Genomic DNA, 14,976 nt, shown 5'->3' on the forward strand with positions numbered 1-14,976 from the left:
TCCCGTGTTGCGCCTAGCGAAAGCGTTGCTGCTGTGCGGCTTCGCACTGGAAGCTCTGGTACGCCCGGCTGTTGCCGCGGGCGAGCTGGCAAGCTGGGCACCGGTCGTCGTGCCGGCGGCCCGTCAGCTCGACGTGCGTTCATCGGTCGGCGGCCACCTCTATCGGCTGTTCGTCTCGGTGCCGGATGTTCCGGTGCCGGCGAACGGTTTTCCGGTGCTTTACGTGCTCGATGGCAATGCCGCCTTTCCGGTCGCCGCCTTTCTGGCGCGCGGTGCGGCCGGGCGCAGCGAGGTGACCGGTCATGTGCCGCCGATCGTCGTCGGCATCGGCTATCCCGAGGCGCGCGATTTCGATGTGCCGGCCCGCCGGCGCGATTACACGCCGGGCGGCGAGGGCATCGCCGAGGGCGGCGCCGGACGCTTTCTCGATTTCATCGAGCGCGACGTGAAGCCGCTGATTGCGGCCAATCATGCGGTCGACCGCAGCCGGCAGGCGATTTTCGGTCATTCCTTCGGCGGGCTTTTCGTGCTGCATGCGCTGTTCACCAGGCCCGGCAGTTTCTCGACCTTCGTCGCTTCCAGCCCGTCGATCTGGTGGCAGGACAAGGTGGTGCTCAAGGATTTGCCGGCGCTGCTGCAGGGCGCTATCCGGCCTCGGGTGCAGATCAGCGTCGGCGCCCGGGAGGACGATCCGCCCAAGGGCAATTATCCGCCCGAGATGCGGGCGATGATCGCCAGCCGGCTGATGATTCCGCCGGCTCGCGAACTGGTGGCGGCATTCGATGCCGCGCCCGCTTGGGCGGGCAAGGTGGTCTACCACGAACTGGCCGGCGAGGATCACGGTCCGGCCTGGCTGCCGGCGCTGAGCCGCGGCATGCAGTTCTTTCTCGAACAACCCTGAGTGTGAGCCGATGAATGCATTTACCACGAGCGGTCTGCTGCTGTGTTTCCTGGGGTGCTGTGCGATCTATCTCGCCTCGCCCAACCAGCGCTGGCTGGTGCGTCCCTTGTCCGCTCGCCCGGGCCGTGCGCTCGGCGGCATCCTGCTGATTCTCGGCGGCCTGGCGCTGGGGCAGGCCATGCAGGCGGTCACCGCGGCGTTCGTCTTCGCGACCTGGCTGATGCTGCTGTTTTCCCTGCTGCCTTACGTCGCCGTACTGCGGCAGGCCGATGGTGAGCGCTGAGATGGCCGACAAGCTGCCGCCGATCCGTCGCGACTGGGTGTCGAAAAGCCTGGCCGGCTTTCTGCTCGGGGCGGTGCTGGCATTTGCCGCCAGCGCCCTGTTCAATGTACTGAGCGCCGACCTGCCGATGTCCGTGCGCGGCCAACTGGCGATGTGGCTGGTGCCGCCAGTCTGGCTGGGCGCGCTCGGTGGCGTCTATTTCTTTGCCAGCGGCCTGCGCGCCTGGCTGTGGCTGGGGGGCGCCAGCGCGCTGCTGCTCGGGCTGCTGCTTGCCTTGCGCCTGTCCTGAATCCGACGGGAAATCATGAGAACCGACTTCGTCCGCATCTACAAATCGGTCCACACCTGGACCGGCATCCTGACCGGCATGGCCTTGTTCATTGCCTTCTACGCCGGGGCGCTGACCGTTTTCAAGGAACCGCTGGCACGCTGGGTCGCGCCGCCCGCCGAAATGCGTCCGGTGACGCTGGCCGACGCGCCGCAACTGATCGCCCGGACCCTGGCCGAGCATCCCGACAGCGCCCGCGATTTCACCCTCCATCTGCACGACGCCGAGCATCTGCCGGCGCGCCTGGGCTGGCAGCTCCGACCTGCCGACGGCGACGACCACGACGAATCCGGCGTGCGCCATTTTGCGGCGACGCTGGACGAAGGCGGTGCCGTGCAGGTCAACGAATACCGTCCGTCCGAACTGCCCGGATTCATCGATACCCTGCACCGCGTCGTCGGCCTGCCGTTCGATACCGATCCGAACCGCTGGGTGATGGGCGTCGTCGCCGCGCTCTATGCGCTGGCGCTGATTTCCGGCGTCGTCGTGCTGCTGCCCTCGCTGGTCAAGGATTTCTTCGCGCTGCGCGTCGGCCGTAACCTGAAGCGGATGTGGCTCGACGCGCACAACGTGGTCGGTATCGTCAGCCTGCCTTTTCACGTCGTCATGGCGTTGACCGCAGCAGTGTTCGCCTTTCACGACGGCATCTACGCGCTGCAGGATCAACTGCTTCACGACGGCAAATGGGGCTCGGCCTTCCAGCGGCCCAAGCCGTCGGCCGCCGCCGCGCAGCGCGATCCGGCAGCGATGCTGACGCCGCAGGCGCTGGTCGACAAGGCGATGGTGTTTGCCCCCGGTTTCGTGCCGAGCATGCTGCAATACCAGCAGGTGACCGGCCCGCGCGCCGTCGTCCGCGTCTGGGGCAAGGACGAGGCGGCGGTGTCGCCGCGCGCCCGCGGCGGTTTCCTGGCCATCGACCCCTATTCCGGCAAGGTGATGAGCAGCGATTTCCTGCCCGGCCGGCAAAGCACGGGCAACCTCGTGATCAGCAGCTTCTTCGCGCTGCACATGGCCGCATTCGGCGGGAGCGCGGTGCAATGGATGTACTTCGTGCTTGGCCTGGCCGGCGCCTGGCTGTTCTACAGCGGCAATCTGCTCTGGGTGGAAACCCGGCGCCGCAAGCAGACTCGCGAGATGCCCGAAGCGCCGGTGCAGCGACGCGACACGCGCCTGATGGCCGCGGCGACGGTCGGCGTTTGTCTGGGCTGCATCTGCGGCATTTCGCTGGCCATGGTTGGCGGCAAATGGCTATATGCCCTGGCCGGTCCTGCGGTCGACGCGACGCGCCTGCTGTATTACGCGGCCTTCTTCGCCTGCATCGGCTGGGCCTTTCTGGTCGGTGCGGCGCGCTCGGTCGTCCCGTTGTTGTGGCTGGCCTGCGGATTGACGCTGGCCATCCCGCTGACCTCGCTGAGCGGCGCGCTGCTGCCGGCTTCCGGCCTGTGGGCGCACGCCTCGTGGGCGAGCCTGGGCGTCGACCTGACGGCGTTGGCCGGTGCTGTCGCCCTGGCGATCATGGCCCGGGTGACGGCGCGGCGAATTGCCGCCGGACGGCCCGACAGCGTCTGGTCGGTGCCGGCATCGACGACGGCGCCGGTCGCGACGGCAAACCAGTCCTGACCCGCTGAGCGCCCGTTTACCGATTCTTGCCGAAGCGGCGAACGCGGGGCGGGGCGACTGGTACACTGCGGGTTTTGCCTTTGCCGCCTTCCATCATGTGGTTCAAAAACCTGCAAATCTACCGCCTGCCCGCGCCGTGGGCGATCGACCTGGCCAAACTCGACGAGCAACTGGCGCGCGGTGAATTCACCCGCTGCCCGTCCAACCAGCCGATGTCGCGCGGCTGGGTGTCGCCGCGCAAGGATGGCGCGCTGATCTACGCCAACAACCGTCAGTGGCTGATCGCGCTGGCCGTCGAGCAGCGCCTGCTGCCGTCGTCGGTGGTCAATGAAACGGCGCAGGAGCGCGCCGAGAAGATCGCCGACGAGCAGGGCTACCGGCCCGGCCGCAAGCAAATGAAGGAAATCAAGGAGCGCGTCACCGAGGAGCTGATGCCGCGCGCCTTCACCAAGAAGCGCGCGACCTTCGTCTGGATCGACACCAGCAACGGCTGGTTCGTCGTCGACGCCGGCAGCCAGGGCAAGGCCGAGGAAGTCATCGAACACCTGCGCCACTGCCTCGACGAGTTCCCGTTGAAGCCGCTGCACACGCAACTTTCGCCGCAATCGGCGATGGCCGACTGGCTGGCCGGCGGCGACGCCCCGGCCGGTTTTACGGTCGACCGCGATTGCGAGCTGAAATCGGTCGCCGAGGAAAAGGCCGCGGTGCGCTACGTCCGCCATCCGCTGGGCGACGAAGTCGGCGCCGAGATCAAGGCCCACCTCGCCGCCGGCAAGCTGCCGACGCGCCTGGCGCTGACCTGGGACGAACGCATCTCCTTCGTGCTGACCGAGAAGCTGGAAATCAAGCGGCTGACCTTCCTCGACATCCTCAAGGAAGAAGCCGAGAAAAGCGCCGAGCGTGCCGACGAGCAGTTCGACGCCGATTTCGCGCTGATGACCGGCGAACTGGTGCGCTTCCTGCCGCAACTGGTTGAAGCGCTGGGCGGCGAACAGGTCGAGGCCGACGCGCCCGCTGCTGCGCCGGCCGCCGCCGCCGGCACGCCGCCGTGGGAAGCCTGAAACCCAACGACGCCTGTCCCTGCGGCAGCGGCAAGCCTTACGCCGCCTGCTGCGGTCCACTGCATTCTGGCGAAAAAACCGCGTCGACCGCAGAAGCCTTGATGCGCTCGCGCTACGCCGCCTATGTGCTGAAACAGGCGGACTACCTGCGGGCGACCTGGCACGCCTCGACGCGGCCGAGCGAACTCGACCTCGCCGCCGACGATAGCAAATGGCTGGGCCTCGAAGTGCGCGCTCACCAGCAGCAGGACGAGGCACACGCGACGGTCGATTTCGTCGCCCGCTACCGCATCGCCGGGCGCGGCCACCGGCTGCGCGAACTGTCCCGTTTCGTCCGCGAGGACGGGCGCTGGTACTACGTCGACGGCGATCTCGCCGACTGAGGCCGCCGGCGGTATCGATGTCCGAAAACGGCGAGCGGATCGCCGTCCGGCTGCTAGAGTTTCGTCCATGGAGACGAGACCGATGAACGATGACCAACGCGCCTGCTATGCCGCCTTCAAGGCCAAGGACGTGCGCTTCGACGGGCGTTTCTTCGTCGGCGTCGCATCCACCGGCATCTACTGCCGGCCGGTCTGCCTGGCCCGCTTGCCCAAGCCGGAGAACTGCAGCTTCCACCCGAGCGCGGCTGCCGCCGAACAGGCCGGTTTCCGTCCCTGCCTGCTCTGTCGGCCCGAACTGGCGCCGGGCAACGCGCCGCTCGATGCCGCCGCGTCGCTCGCCCAGCGCGCCGCCCGCCTGCTCGAAGACCATTGCGCCAGCGAGCACCGCGTCGACGAACTGGCGCGTCGGCTGGGCTGCAGCGATCGCCACCTGCGCCGGGTATTCGCCGCCGCCTACCATGTGACGCCGATCCAGTACCTGCAGACCTGCCGCCTGCTGCTCGCCAAGCAACTGCTGACCGACAGCGCGCTGCCGGTCATCGACGTTGCCATGGCCGCCGGTTTCGGCAGCCTGCGCCGCTTCAACGCGCTGTTCGCCCGCCAGTACCGGATGGCGCCCAGCGCCTTGCGCCGCCAGGCCGGGCCGTCGGGGGCGGCGGCCGATGCCGTGACGCTGGCGCTCGGCTACCGGCCGCCCTACCGCTGGGAGGCGCAACTGGCTTTCCTGGCGGCGCGGGCGATTCCCGGCGTCGAGCAGGTGGCCGACGGCGAATACCGGCGTGCCGTGTGCCTGCCCGACGCAGCCGGCAAGCCGCTGAGCGGCTGGTTGCGGGTCGGTCACCGGCCGGAAAAGCGGGTGCTCACTGTGGCTGTAGACGCTGCGCTGTTGCCGGTGCTGCCGCGCGTGCTGGCCCGCGTACGCCATCTGTTCGACCTCGGCTGCGACCCCGACGCGGTCTACGAAACGCTGGCGCCGATCAACGCCTTGCGGCCCGGCGCCGTCGTCCTCGGCACCCGCCTGCCCGGCTGCTTCGACCCCTTCGAAATGGCCGTGCGCGCCGTGCTTGGCCAGCAGATCACGGTCAAGGCCGCCGCCACGCTCGCCACCCGGCTGGTTGCTGCGCACGGCATCCCGGTCGTCACCGGCATCGCCGGGTTGAGCCATGTCTTCCCGTCGCCGCAAGGCATCGTCGCCCTGGGCGACGGCGTCGGCGATGCGCTCGGCGGGCTGGGCATCACCGGGGCACGGGCGCGCACCATCCAGGCGCTGGCCCGGCTGTTCGCCGACGGCGCAATCGACTGGGACGGCGGCGCCGAACCGGCGGCGGTCGTCGAAACCTTGCAGCGCGTGCCCGGCATCGGCCCATGGACGGCGCAATACATCGCCCTGCGCGCGCTCGGCTGGCCGGATGCCTTTCCGCACGCCGACTACGGCCTCGGCCAGGCGCTGGCACCGCGCACGCCGCGCGAGATTCTGGCGCTGGCCGAAGCCTGGCGGCCGTGGCGCGGCTACGCGACGATCAACCTGTGGCACTCGCTGGCCGCCTGAAAGGAGACTCCATGCGCTACACGACCCATTACGAATCGCCGCTCGGCCTGATGCTGCTGGCCGGCGACGGCGAATTCCTGAGCGGCCTGTGGTTCGTCGGCCAGAAATATTTCGCCGCCGGACTTTGCGGCGAGCCGCTGGTCAACGACGAGCTGCCCGCCTTCGCGGCGGCGCGGGCCTGGCTGGACGACTATTTCGCCGGCCGCCGGCCGGCCAGCGCCGGGTTGCCGCTGGCGCCTGCCGGCAGTTCCTTCCGGCGGGCGGTGTGGGACTTGCTGCGCGAGATTCCCTACGGCGAGACCACGACCTACGGCGAACTCGCCCGCCAACTGGCCGCTCGCCTCGGGCGCAGTGCCATGTCGGCGCAGGCGGTTGGCGGCGCCGTCGGCCACAACCCGCTGACCCTGATCGTGCCGTGCCACCGCGTCGTCGGTGCCGACGGCAGCCTGACCGGCTACGCCGGCGGTATCGAGCGCAAGCGCCAACTGCTCGGCCTGGAAGGCGTGGACATGGCGGGCTTCTACCTGCCGAGCCAGGGAACGGCGCTCTGAGCGGCGCCGGTTTTTTCGCAATTCCTGCGGTCGACCGCAGGAATCGGCAAAATCAGCCGCAAGCCCCGCGCACGATTCTTTCCGTCTTCACTTCGTCGATCCCGGCGTGGCCGCCGAGCGTCATCTTGCCGTGGGCGCGCAGGCCGGCGAGCACCCGGTCGGCGGCGTCGGCTTCGTTGATGCCGGCGTCGCGCAGGTGGAGCGGCATGTTGACGCTGCGGTAGAAGGCTTCCATGGCGGCGATAGCGTCCTCGGCGCTCGGCGCGCTGAGGCCGAAGACTTCGCGGCCGAATTGCTCCAGCTTCTCGCGCTTGTATTCGATCAGCTCGCGCAGCAGCGCCGGCTGGATGATCGCCAGCGTGCGGCCGTGGTCGATGCCCCACAGCGCGGTCAGTTCGACGGCGATGCGGTGGGTCGCCCAGTCCTGCGGCACGCCGACGCCGATGATCCCGCACAGTGCCTGGTTGGCCGCCCACATCAGGTTCTGCTGCCAGTCGGGTTCGGCGTGGCGGTCGAAGGTTTCGGCCAGGCGGACCAGCGCTTTCATCACTGCCTCGGCGTAACCGTCCTGGACCAGCGCGCCGACCGGGTAGGTCAGGTACTGCTCGCAGACATGGACGAAGGCATCGACGATGCCGTTTTCCAGTTGGCGCACCGGCAGGCTGGCCATCACCGTCGGGTTGAGCACGGCGAAGCGTGGCCGCGCCGGCGGTACGAAGAAGGCGCGCTTGTCCTGCGTCGCGGTGTTGGTCACCACCGAGCCGGCGTTCGATTCCGAGCCGGTGGCCGGCAGCGTCAGCACGACGCCGACCGGCAGCGCCTGCTGCGGCTGGTGCTTGCCGATCACGATGTCCCAGCCGTCGCCGTCGTAAAGCGCGGCGCAGGCGACGTACTTGGCGCCGTCGGACACCGAACCGCCGCCGACGCCGAGGATGAAGCCGATTTTTTCGCGTCTGACCAGGTCGACCGCCAGATTCAGCGTCGCCAGCGTCGGGTTGGCCTCGACGCCGCCGAACTCGACCACGTCGCGCCCGGCCAGCGCGGCGCGGATGCCGTCGTAGACGCCGTTCTTCTTGATCGAGCCGCCGCCGTAGAGGAGCAGCACGCGCGCTTCGGCCGGCAGCAGCGCCGGCAACTGGGCGAAGCTGTCGGGGCCGAAAACGATGCGCGTCGGGTTGTGGTAATCGAATGCGAACAGGTGGCTCATGCTTGTCTCCGTTTTTGCTTCAATTTTGCGGTCGACCGCAGGATAGGCGGAAAAATCTCAGGCGCAAGCGGTGGCGGCGATGTCGAGTGCGCGCAGGCGCAGTGCCGGCTCGAAGATGTCACAGACCAGCATCAGTTCGTCGGCCTGCGTCGCCTGGCGGAGCGCGCCCAGTCCTTCGCGCACGCGGTCCGGCCCGCCGATCACGGCGGCACCGAGGAAATCGCCGATGCCGGCTTTCTCCTGCGCCGACAGGCTTTCGAGAAAACCGGCCACGGGCGGCGGCAGCGGCCGGCGGTCGCCGCGCAGGATGCCGAGCACGCGCTGGAAGATGCTGGTGGCGAGGAAAGCGGCTTCTTCGTCGCTTGCGGCGGCGACCAGCGGCACGCCGACGATCACGTAGGGTTTGGCCAGCGTCGCCGACGGCCGGAAGTTGCCGCGATAGACGGCCAGCGCCTGGTGCAGCAGGGCCGGCGCGAAGTGCGACGCGAAGGCGTAGGGGAGGCCGCGCTCGGCGGCCAGCCGAGCGGAAAACAGGCTGGAACCGAGCAGCCAGATCGGCACCTCGGTGCCGGCGCCGGGCATGGCGACCAGCGGCTGGCCGGGCTGCGCCGGGGCGAGCAGGCGCTGCAGTTCGGCGACGTCGCGCGGGAAATCGTCCTCGCGTTCGATACGGTCGCGGCGCAGCGCGTGCATGGTCAGGCGGTCGGTGCCGGGGGCGCGGCCGAGGCCGAGGTCGATCCGCCCGGGATACAGCTCGGCGAGAGTGCCGAAAGCCTCGGCAACGACCAGCGGCGCGTGGTTGGGCAGCATGACGCCGCCGGAACCGACGCGGATCGTCCTGGTCGCGCCGGCCATGTGGCCGACCAGCACGGCGGTGGCCGAACTGGCGATACCCGGCATGTTGTGGTGCTCGGCCAGCCAGTAGCGGGCGAAACCGAGCTTTTCGGCGTGGCGGGCGGCATCGGTGGCGATCCGCAGCGCCTCGGCCACGCTGCCGCCCTGGCGCACGGCAACCAGGTCGAGCAGGGAGAGTTTCACATCGGCGAGCGGGTTCATGCGCTTTCCTCCTGTAATCGTTGCTGGATGTCGGCAACCGCCGGGCGTCGGCTGGCGATCCAGCCGAGCAGCGAGAGCAGCGCCAGGCCGCCGCCGATGAGCAGGATGCCGGCGACTTCGCTGCTCTTGAAGGCTTCGCCGAAGGTCAGCCGCGACGACAGGATGGCGACCACCGGCGTGCCCAGCACCGACAGGCTGGCTTCCCAGGCCGGCACGCGGTCGAGGATGTAGATCCACAGCCACCAGCAGAGCGCGGTGCTGAACACCGACATGAAGCCGAGGATGCCGGCGTAGCTCCAGGTCCAGTCGGTCGGCCGCTCGGGAATAACCAGCGCCAACACGAGCAGCGGAATCGAGCCGAGCGCCATCTGCCACGCCGTCAATGTCAGCAGGTCCACCGGCTGGCGGCCGCGCAGGCGCTTGACCAGAATGGTGCCGATGGCCCAGCAGATGGCGGCGCAGAGGCCGAGCGCCGGGCTCAACAGGCCGCCATGCATTGCCCACGGTTCGATGATCAGCAGCAGGCCGATCAGCGTGCACGCGGCGGCGATCCACTGCGTGCCGCGCACCCGTTCGCCGAGGATCGGCCAGGCCAGCAGCAGCGTCCAGATCGGCATGGTGAAGATGAGCACCGCCGTCTTGCCCGGCCCGCCTTCGACCAGCGCCCAGGTCTGGAAGATCATGAAACCGGCGACCTGGGTCAGCGCAATGCCCAGCGTCGCGCCGGGGGCGGTCAGCGTCAGCTTGCGGCCGGTCAGGCGCAGCGCGATGAACAGCGCCACGGCGCTGCCGATGCAGCGCTCGGCGGCGAAGGCGAAGGGCGGCGAGTATTCCAGCCCGTGCTTGGCCAGCACCCAGGTGTAGCCCCAGATCGAGGAAAGGACGATCAGCGCCTGGATCGGGCGCCAGCGGTCGGAAGAAGTCATGGTGTTCTCTGTCTGGCGCGGCGGCATCTGCGCACCGCCGCGCCCGGGGTTGGGTGTGGGCGCTTACGCCAAGGTCGGGTAGTCGGTGTAACCCTCGGCCCCGCCGCCGTACAGCTTGTCGGCGCGCAGTTCGTTCCAAGGCGCGCCTTCGCGCAGACGGCGGACGAGGTCCGGGTTGGCGATGAAGCCGCGGCCGAAGGCGATCAGATCGGCCCCACCGTCGGCGATCACCTGTTCGGCCAGTTCCTTGCTGTAGCCGTTGTTCACCAGCCAAGCCCCCTTGAAGGCGCGACGGGCGGCGGCGTAATCGAAGCTGGCGCCGTCCGGCGTGCGCGTGCCGCCGGTTTCGCCCTCGATGACGTGCAGGAAGGCCAGGCCGTAGCCGGCCAGCTTGTCGATCACGTAGCCGTAGAGCGCCTGCGGGTTGCTGTCGAGCGGCGCGGTGAAGGTGGTCAGCGGGCTCAGGCGGATGCCGGTGCGGCCGGCGCCGATCTCGCCGACGATGGCCTCGACCACCTCGAACAACAGGCGGGCGCGGTTCTCGATGCTGCCGCCGTAGGGGCCGCTGCGGTCATTGACGCTGTCGCGCAGGAACTGTTCGAGCAGGTAGGTGTTGGCGGCGTGGATCTCGACGCCGTCGAAACCGGCGGCGATGGCGTTGCGCGCCGCCAGCCGGTAATCATTGACCAGACCGGGCAGCTCGTCGTCGCGCAGCGCACGCGGCGCCGACACCGGCACGAAACCGTCGCGGGTGAAGGTGCTCGCCTCGGCGGTGCGGGCGGTGGAGGACACCGGCGCGGCGCCGTCCGGCAGCAGCGACACATGCGAAATGCGGCCGACGTGCCACAACTGCAGCACGATCCGGCCGCCTTCGGCATGCACGGCGTCGGTGACGGCACGCCAGGCAGCGACCTGCTCGGCCGACCAGATGCCCGGCGTATCGAGGTAGCCCTGCGCCATCGGCGAGATCGGGCTGGCCTCGGCGATGATCAGGCCGGCGCTGGCGCGCTGGCGGTAATACTCGACGGTCAGCGGGCCGGGACAGTTGCCGGCGACGGCGCGATTGCGCGTCAGCGGCGCCATCACGATGCGGTTGGCGAGGGCGATGTCGCCGATCTGGATCGGCTCGAACAGCGTGGTCATGGCGTTTCTCCTGAGGTTTGATTAGACCGGTCGTCTAGTTTCTTGCGTCAAAAAAGGGCCGTCGACGGACGGCCCGGAAATCAATCAGCGGCTCAACAACTGCCGGGTGAACTGCAAGGCATTCTCCAGCGGCTGCGCCTGGCGCTGCAGCTTGGCCAGCAGGCTGGCGCCCAGCCACAACTGGTACAGCGTCTGCGCCGTCGCCGCGGCATTGAGCGGCGGGATCGAACCATCGGCCATGCCGGTTTCGAGCAGCCGGGCAATGCGGCTGACGATCTGCCCGGTGCCGTCGCGCAGCGTCTCGCGCATCGGATCGGACAAGTCGGCCACCTCGCCGCCCAGCTTGACCACCAGGCACTGCTGCTCGGCACACGCCGCCTGCTTGTCCAGCCAGCGCTGCCAGTAGCACGCCAGCCGCTCCTGCGCACTCAGCGCCTCGGCCGCGAACAGCGCATCGAGATCGGCCAGGTAACGCGCGAAGTAATCCTCCAGCAAGGCCTGCCCGTACTGCTCCTTGGACTCGAAGTAATGGTAGAACGACCCCTTGGGCACCCCGGCCGCGGTCAGAATCTCGTTCAACCCGACACTGGCAAAGCCCTTGCCGGCAATGATGCGCTGGCCGGTTTCAAGGACATGCTGGCGGGTGTTGTCGTGACGGGTTTTCATGGGGTGGGATTGTGCACTTGATTAGACCGGTCGTCTAGTTTGTGTCTAATGGATACAAACTAGAGATTCGTGGAACCTAGACTGACTCCCTCCTGCGTCAGGGCGATCTGCCGGGATTATTACAGAAGCAAGTTGCGTAGTGCATAATCGCAAAATCGTCGCATACCGATCATTATTTTGCCAATGCAAGGCGATCGCATCGAATGGTATGACATCAACTAACGGCTAGGGATCTGGGATGGACAGCTATCAAGAAATCGTTTTACGGTTAGGTCAATATTTGGAAGATATTGAAGCAGACCGAGCAAAACCGCTTGTCGATGCCGCAAACAAATATCGGCTTGCTGCGGAGGCTATTTGCAAGGCCATCATACTCGGGCATGGGAGACAGCCACAGGGACTTCTCGAAAAGCTGATTGCAGATGCCTTGAAACATGTCGAAGCTGATGAAACGGCTCGCGATGCAGGTATGTTCAAAACCGAAATAAGATACCTGCAAAACGTGGGTAACACATATTCTCACGATGGTTCCGGTAGCGATCTATCCAATAAACAGTGTCAGTCGGCAGCTTTTGATTCATTGACTAAGGTTATTTGGATAGCGTTCTTCGGTAATGGGAATCTTGATGCTCCTAGAATCCCGAGATCAATGGAAAATCAAATTCCGACCAGAACGCTTGGACGAGTTAAATTCGAAAATCCGAGAGCGGAAGAAGTGGTGCGCCTTTGTTTTCCAAAGCACCGAGTCGAGACTAAGCTAAAACGATCCGATCACGACAATCGCCTCGTGTACGACTATGTGACAGCTGATCTTGGAGGCGGATTGTCTAAGGGCATGATTTTTCTTCGATCGCGTACAGCGCTTGAGAAATCCCTTCACGATTTTCTTGAGATTTTTAGAAATTATTTTCCAGATTCCCTTGAGATTATCACACCGCGAGCTTACCGCCCCGATGGCGGAGAAATTGATCGACGAAAATCGATAGTTGATGTTGTGCGAGATTTGTCTTTGGACTCTAGAGGTCGGAAAGTCCATGTGAAGTATTTTGATGATTTTGTGTGGGATTCGTGCCTTCCAGAGGTATTCAGGGCTGGCGATTTTTCTGCCGAAAAAACCTCCAATTTCATTGAGCAAACACTCTTTTCTCTGGATGATTCTGGAGAGCCAGTCGGCGACTATCTAAGCACCTCTGAATATGTCTCAAATATCTTAAAAAGTTCGAATAGCTTTAATCCTGTGCATGTGGTTACGGGGCCTGCTGGAATAGGAAAAACAACATTCTGCGACGACATTTCATTATATATTAATTCTCAAGATCGAAAACGAGTTATTCTGTTGTCGGCAACTGATTTTCGTGAGATTTCGATTTCTACTAGCATTGATTCAGTGAGCGACCTGTATAAGGTGGCGGTGGCAAATGGCTTGCTCGATGATGCAAACTCAATTGAGAGCCACAACTTCGAAATAAATCTAGCATGTGGAAATTTTGTACTGCTAATTGATGGATTTGATGAACTAGAATCTCATTTAGGTACCTCGCTGAATTTTGAAAAGTTCATGAGGTCACTGGTTGACCTGGAGGAATGCTTTAGGAAGGTTCTAGTTATTCTGACGGTTAGAAATTACAACTTGGAGCGATTCCAGCATGTTCGACAGGCGTCTATTTGCCGCTTACGTGGATTTTCTAGCCAGGATACTGATCGTTATCTCGCGGGACGTCTGCCTAAGGAAACTATTCCAGAAGCCAAGAGGCTTTTGCAAGCATTTAATGAGAACGGCGAGTCTGAAAGGCTTACAACGATTCCTTTGTACGCGTCACTTATCTGCGATTATTTGATCGATGACGAGGAATCGGTATCAAGCCAGCCTTTGGTTGTAAAATCTGATAGTGCGAGGTTTTTTACAAGTGGCAAGCCGCTTGATACTTTGGTTAAAAAAATAGTCGATCGTGAAATAACGAAGCAGTCGCTGGGTAATATCGGCCCGGACGATTTTTTTGATATCTTAATTGAGATTATTCGGGCTCCTCAGTGTACAGTAACTAAGGAAAGTCTACTAAGTTACATCAGCGCCTGTGATAGTGATGAGCCGACAGTTAATCCCGTAAATTTTCTGCGAAACCCGTTCCTTTTGTGGGATGGTGAAACTATTACATTCAAATATGATTCACTTTCTTACTTCTTTAAATCGCGGCTATTAGCACGCAAAATAATAGACGGTCAGTTTTCCGAACAGCCGGCTATTGAATTCATGGCTGAGTTTTGCCGTGGGGACGGGCCGCTTTATGACGAGATTGTGGCTGTTCTTCCTCCTGCTACGTATGCATATCGTCCTAATACTATAAAGTGGTTTAGGAGTCTCGTGCAATATGCTAAAAGAGATGCTGGTTCGACATTGCCTTGGCGTAAAGCCATAAGTGCATTCATGTACTGGGCAGTCAGTAGAAATATCGATAAGGCCGAGCGCTCCGAAACTATCAATGTGTATTTCGAAAGCAAAATATGGCCAGGGTTCTCCATATTTGGTGAGTTTTTTCCGGTTAATCTGTCCGGGATTACGGTTCAAGATGGTCATATTGAAAACTACACAAATCTGCAGAACTGTGAATATGTTAACGGTGTCGCTGTTTTCTATAATACACAAGTTAACTTTGATGATCGATCTCTTCCTGATAAATTGGATCGTTCGCTATTTGGGGCTGGTTGTAAATTTAGCTCAAACCTTTCAGCATCTTTCCAAACAAAGAAAGTGGCAGACGAATCTTGGTATGAGGTAATTCGTGACAACTTGTATAAGATAATTAAGGTTGGTTTTCGAGCGAATCATTTTTCTTGGAAGAGTGGTAGTGTATATAAAACTGTCACGGTTGTTGGGAAATTGTCACTTAATGCATACCTTGAGTTCTTAAGCGAAAAAGGTGTTTTGGATATTGAAATTAGCCGTGCTGATTCGGAACCTGGATATGTCGTATCGAAGAATTGGTCCGACGATGCAAGAAAGCTTGTTGAAGAGAAAAACGTAACGAAGCGGATGGCTGCTTTAATTGCTGATCTAATAAGATCAGCCTGATAGCGATCTACAGATTTATGGTTTCACTAATGTGCTGGATTCTGCGCTTTGTCTCCACGGAGCCTACGCGGCCGATCAATAGAAGTCGGCACTGGGCACGGGAAGGCGCGCTCCCCTTTAGTGGCTACCGGTCTGGTCTTGCTTCTGTTAATGGTTGCAATGGCCGATCAGCACTTGAAGCTTATTAAATAACCGCATACGTATAACAATTCTTAACCCACCCCTCCGCCCC

14 protein-coding genes are annotated in these 14,976 nt (G+C 63.3%); 9 read left to right on the top strand and 5 right to left on the bottom strand.

Annotated features, from left to right (window positions below):
* The first annotated feature begins 4 nt into the window (after positions 1-4).
* From L0962_RS03405 to L0962_RS03440, 8 genes are all read left to right on the top strand, one after another.
* Positions 5-901 (top strand): alpha/beta hydrolase-fold protein, encoded by an 897-nt coding sequence (locus tag L0962_RS03405; protein WP_234084189.1) that lies wholly within the window; start codon positions 5-7, stop codon positions 899-901.
* Positions 902-911: 10 nt separating this feature from the next.
* Complete coding sequence (locus L0962_RS03410) at positions 912-1,184, top strand: hypothetical protein (RefSeq protein WP_234084190.1); 273 nt, start codon at positions 912-914, stop codon at positions 1,182-1,184.
* A gap of 1 nt (position 1,185) precedes the next feature.
* Positions 1,186-1,473 carry a hypothetical protein gene (locus L0962_RS03415; RefSeq protein WP_234084191.1) on the top strand — a complete coding sequence of 96 codons (288 nt, stop codon included), beginning with the start codon at positions 1,186-1,188 and terminating at the stop codon, positions 1,471-1,473.
* A 15-nt stretch (positions 1,474-1,488) separates the two neighbouring features.
* Positions 1,489-3,132: a PepSY domain-containing protein gene (locus L0962_RS03420; RefSeq protein WP_234084192.1), complete on the top strand. Its 1,644-nt coding sequence runs from the start codon at positions 1,489-1,491 to the stop codon at positions 3,130-3,132.
* Between the two features lie 95 nt (positions 3,133-3,227).
* Positions 3,228-4,193 carry a recombination-associated protein RdgC gene (locus tag L0962_RS03425; protein ID WP_234084193.1) on the top strand — a complete coding sequence of 322 codons (966 nt, stop codon included), beginning with the start codon at positions 3,228-3,230 and terminating at the stop codon, positions 4,191-4,193.
* On the top strand, positions 4,190-4,576 hold the full coding sequence (locus L0962_RS03430; protein WP_234085077.1) for a YchJ family protein: 387 nt from the start codon (positions 4,190-4,192) through the stop codon (positions 4,574-4,576). The genes L0962_RS03425 and L0962_RS03430 overlap by 4 nt, the downstream gene beginning before the upstream one ends.
* Positions 4,577-4,658: 82 nt before the next feature.
* A complete protein-coding gene (locus L0962_RS03435) occupies positions 4,659-6,125 on the top strand; it encodes a DNA-3-methyladenine glycosylase 2 family protein (RefSeq protein WP_234084194.1) in 1,467 nt (488 codons plus the stop codon).
* An 11-nt stretch (positions 6,126-6,136) separates the two neighbouring features.
* Positions 6,137-6,676 carry a methylated-DNA--[protein]-cysteine S-methyltransferase gene (locus tag L0962_RS03440; RefSeq protein WP_234084195.1) on the top strand — a complete coding sequence of 180 codons (540 nt, stop codon included), beginning with the start codon at positions 6,137-6,139 and terminating at the stop codon, positions 6,674-6,676.
* 52 nt (positions 6,677-6,728) lie between these two features.
* Here the strand turns inward: L0962_RS03440 and L0962_RS03445 are convergent, their stop codons facing one another.
* The 5 genes from L0962_RS03445 to L0962_RS03465 form a co-directional block, all read right to left on the bottom strand.
* Entirely contained in the window at positions 6,729-7,883 is a 1,155-nt protein-coding gene (locus L0962_RS03445; RefSeq protein ID WP_234084196.1) for an iron-containing alcohol dehydrogenase, read from the bottom strand.
* Between the two features lie 57 nt (positions 7,884-7,940).
* Positions 7,941-8,939, bottom strand: coding sequence for an LLM class flavin-dependent oxidoreductase (locus L0962_RS03450; RefSeq protein ID WP_234084197.1), 999 nt, complete (start codon positions 8,937-8,939; stop codon positions 7,941-7,943).
* The gene (locus tag L0962_RS03455; RefSeq protein ID WP_234084198.1) at positions 8,936-9,865 is read right to left on the bottom strand and encodes a DMT family transporter; all 930 of its coding nucleotides are present in this window, start codon (positions 9,863-9,865) and stop codon (positions 8,936-8,938) included. The genes L0962_RS03450 and L0962_RS03455 overlap by 4 nt, the downstream gene beginning before the upstream one ends.
* 63 nt (positions 9,866-9,928) lie before the next feature.
* Positions 9,929-11,008 (bottom strand): alkene reductase, encoded by a 1,080-nt coding sequence (locus L0962_RS03460; protein ID WP_234084201.1) that lies wholly within the window; start codon positions 11,006-11,008, stop codon positions 9,929-9,931.
* An 84-nt stretch (positions 11,009-11,092) separates the two neighbouring features.
* Positions 11,093-11,674 (bottom strand): TetR/AcrR family transcriptional regulator, encoded by a 582-nt coding sequence (locus tag L0962_RS03465; RefSeq protein WP_234084203.1) that lies wholly within the window; start codon positions 11,672-11,674, stop codon positions 11,093-11,095.
* Positions 11,675-11,912: 238 nt separating this feature from the next.
* On the opposite strand from L0962_RS03465, the gene L0962_RS03470 reads away from it, so the two are divergent.
* Positions 11,913-14,744, top strand: a complete 2,832-nt coding sequence (locus L0962_RS03470; RefSeq protein WP_234084204.1) for an NACHT domain-containing NTPase — start codon at positions 11,913-11,915, stop codon at positions 14,742-14,744.
* Positions 14,745-14,976 lie beyond the last annotated feature (232 nt).

It is taken from the genome of Azonexus sp. R2A61 (genome assembly GCF_021401135.1).
Lineage (GTDB): Bacteria > Pseudomonadota > Gammaproteobacteria > Burkholderiales > Rhodocyclaceae > Azonexus.

Bases quoted from the DNA above. Each gene is read 5' to 3' on its own strand.
- L0962_RS03425 (WP_234084193.1), top strand. From the start codon at position 3,228: ATGTGGTTCAAAAACCTGCAAATCTACCGCCTGCCCGCGCCGTGGGCG.
- L0962_RS03460 (WP_234084201.1), bottom strand. From the start codon at position 11,008: ATGACCACGCTGTTCGAGCCGATCCAGATCGGCGACATCGCCCTCGCC.
- L0962_RS03440 (WP_234084195.1), top strand. From the start codon at position 6,137: ATGCGCTACACGACCCATTACGAATCGCCGCTCGGCCTGATGCTGCTG.
- L0962_RS03415 (WP_234084191.1), top strand. From the start codon at position 1,186: ATGGCCGACAAGCTGCCGCCGATCCGTCGCGACTGGGTGTCGAAAAGC.
- L0962_RS03435 (WP_234084194.1), top strand. From the start codon at position 4,659: ATGAACGATGACCAACGCGCCTGCTATGCCGCCTTCAAGGCCAAGGAC.
- L0962_RS03450 (WP_234084197.1), bottom strand. From the start codon at position 8,939: ATGAACCCGCTCGCCGATGTGAAACTCTCCCTGCTCGACCTGGTTGCC.
- L0962_RS03420 (WP_234084192.1), top strand. From the start codon at position 1,489: ATGAGAACCGACTTCGTCCGCATCTACAAATCGGTCCACACCTGGACC.
- L0962_RS03410 (WP_234084190.1), top strand. From the start codon at position 912: ATGAATGCATTTACCACGAGCGGTCTGCTGCTGTGTTTCCTGGGGTGC.
- L0962_RS03445 (WP_234084196.1), bottom strand. From the start codon at position 7,883: ATGAGCCACCTGTTCGCATTCGATTACCACAACCCGACGCGCATCGTT.
- L0962_RS03470 (WP_234084204.1), top strand. From the start codon at position 11,913: ATGGACAGCTATCAAGAAATCGTTTTACGGTTAGGTCAATATTTGGAA.
- L0962_RS03455 (WP_234084198.1), bottom strand. From the start codon at position 9,865: ATGACTTCTTCCGACCGCTGGCGCCCGATCCAGGCGCTGATCGTCCTT.
- L0962_RS03465 (WP_234084203.1), bottom strand. From the start codon at position 11,674: ATGAAAACCCGTCACGACAACACCCGCCAGCATGTCCTTGAAACCGGC.